Raw genomic sequence first — 2,918 nt, forward strand, 5'->3', positions numbered from 1 at the left:
GATTTGTTGAAAAAAAATATTGATCGGATGTTCGGATGAGCCGGAGATTTATCACACTTTGAAGAAGCCGGAGAGTAGAAATTTTCTGCTCTTAGGCTTCTTTTTGTTGTTCGATATTTCTAACATCCGTATACAGATTATATTGCAATTTATGTGCTACCCATTTTAATCAGGTAGCTTAAAGTAACAATAACAATCATATTGTAAGCATGCCTCCAGTTGCTACTCGGCTTATACAAGTTCAAAAGTCTTATAGACGCGGATTTAGTAATATGAAACCCGATTAGCTCAGTAGAGTTGGATTATTTTCGCGAGATGATCAAAGAAAACCACGAAACAATCAATCCTTTTCCTTCTGAAGGTGTACTATGCTTTATGGAGCCAGGCCTTGAATCTCGCTTCGCATGGATAGAGTGAGATTGGGCGATACTTATATACAAGTATCGCCCAATTCCTACATGAGGAGGATATTCCTTGCTAACTTCTAAAATCATATTGTCGACAATACTATCACTATCTATTTTGGCACCAGATCCTGAAAGCCCTTCAATTTCTAAAAAGTCGTCAGATCTGCTCGAAAAGATCCGTACGGAAAGTGATTATTCACTTTCTATAAAGTGGAATTTGCAAACCCAAACTCCTGATTTACTTTCAGGTAAATTAACAAAGTCTTCTCAACATTCTCCAGGTTGGATCACATACGAATATTTAGATAAAATTAAGATATTGTACGGCTTGAGACGCGTAAAAGAAGATTTGAGTATTGTTTCTGTCGAACCATCTAACACATCAACTAGCGTGTACATGCAGCGAATGCTTTTCAACAGACCCGTTTGTGGGGAACAGTTACTTGTGGAGATAGATCGCTCAGGTGTCATCAAGCGGATCGAGGGTACGCTACATACAGATTTGGAACAGAAACGACTAAGAAGACCCATGTATGCAGCGATAACGATTGAAGAGGCTAAACAGCTGGCGTTGTCGTTTGATCAATCTCTTAAGGAAAGTGATTTAATCAGTGCAGACTCATGCTACTTGCCTACTAGGGAAGGGATTCCTCTTGTACATAGGAGTTAGAGAGAAGACGTATCGTAAACTCATACTCATTAGAGACTTGTGTCTCACTAATTTCTACAATATCCTTATTCCACTCATAGGTTAATTTCATAATGTAATTCTCTTCCCTTAAATTAAGTATCGAACATAAATGTAAATATTGGCTAATAAGATGGAGAAAATCATGAGAGGGAAGCCGTATTTCATGAATGTAACAAATTTAATCGGATGACCTTCCTTAGCTGACAGCCCTGCTACGATTAAGTTGGCACTCGCCCCAATTAATGTGCCATTCCCACCTAGGCATGCACCTAGCGCAAGACTCCACCATAATGGTTCCAGGTTTTCTACACCCATATTACCCATTTCTTGAATCATTGGAATCATCGTCGCAACAAAAGGGATATTGTCTAGAAAGGCGGAAGCGATCGCACTGAGCCATAAAATTAACATCGATGTCGCGATTGGATTACCTCCTGTCAACTCAATAGCCTGCGCGGCTAGTTTTGAGATGACACCGGTCTCTACAAGACCCGATACAAGTACGAAGAGCCCAACGAAAAAGAAAATTGTGGTCCATTCCACTTTGGTAAAAGCGTTTTCCATGGCGTGTTCACCGGTTAGAAGAAGCARGATAAAKGCTCCTRTCAACGCGACGGTTGCTGATTCCAGATGAAGCATTTGATGTAGGAAGAAACCAACGATTGTAAGTCCCAATACGGAAACACTCTTGATGAGTAAAGTACGGTCGGTAATTACCTGTTTTTCATCCATTTGCATGATGCTCATCTTTAATTCTGGTGTGCTCTGTATCTGTTTGCGAAACATAAAGACGAATATGGGTAGCATGCAAGCCATGATAATGAATGCAATGGGAGCAAGGTTATTGATGAAAGCCATGAACGTTAACTCTTTAACCGCGCTTCCGATCATGATATTCGGYGGATCCCCGATTAATGTAGCTGTACCACCAATATTAGAAGCGAAAATTTGAGTTATAAGGAAAGGCACGGGATTCACCCTCAGCTGCCGAGTGATACTGAACGTAACGGGCACCATTAAGAGTACGGTCGTAACGTTGTCTAGAAAAGCCGAACCAACCGCAGTAATCATCACGAGTGATATCAGAATACGGACCGGATCGCCTTTCGCTTTTTTAGCAGAAGGTGCAAAGCTGATTCTTGATCCACAATGCCGAGGACAACCATGAGGACGCCGCCGAGCATAGCGACGATCGTACGATGAATTTTCTCAGCAATAATCATGCCGTATGTAACTAGAAAGATGCCGATTGCTAAAATTGCTTGCTGTTCCATAATTCCTCCTAAATGTTATTTGCGTTTTGACAATAAATATCCAATAAGGAGTGTACTTGACACTGTTATTGCTCCTGCACCAATAAACAAATTGTTTTGTCTTTGTTTATTATCATCGAAGGCTGCATAGATGATGAATCCAAATAACACACCCATCCATATGAGAAAAAGAGACGCGGTGACCAGAAATTTGATGAGTTCATTCATATATTCTCCTTTCTCATAGTAGTAAATCGAATTATTAGCTCATGTAGTCAATTTCATATCAAGTATAGCGTTTATTTAACAATAAGCGTTTATATTCTCGTTCAAACATTARTTGCATYTATAGCCCTTATGAGTCATTTCAAACTYTCAGCTTCCAAGTATACTKTAGACAGTTAATYTKAGCTGGASTGAAAGGGAGAGTCATGATTCATGAGTATTAGTRTTGAAATGGTAAATGGAGCGCAACAAACRACGAGAGCYAAGAGTTTATATGCAGCCATATGGAGATGGCATTTTTATGCTGGTATGATCTTTGCCCCTTTTTTGGTTATCTTGGCT

At 39.8% G+C, this 2,918-nt stretch carries 1 protein-coding gene and 1 pseudogene; one reads left to right on the forward strand and one right to left on the reverse strand.

Going from position 1 to position 2,918, the window contains the following annotated elements:
* Positions 1–474 precede the first annotated feature (474 nt).
* A complete protein-coding gene (locus AC1DUA_RS35250) occupies positions 475–1,077 on the forward strand; it encodes a hypothetical protein (RefSeq protein ID WP_477504166.1) in 603 nt (200 codons plus the stop codon).
* Between the two features lie 108 nt (positions 1,078–1,185).
* On the opposite strand, the pseudogene AC1DUA_RS35255 reads toward AC1DUA_RS35250, so the two are convergent.
* Positions 1,186–2,372: pseudogene (locus tag AC1DUA_RS35255) on the reverse strand (ArsB/NhaD family transporter).
* Positions 2,373–2,918: the final 546 nt, after the last annotated feature.

This window comes from Paenibacillus sp. 01T422, from assembly GCF_056398785.1.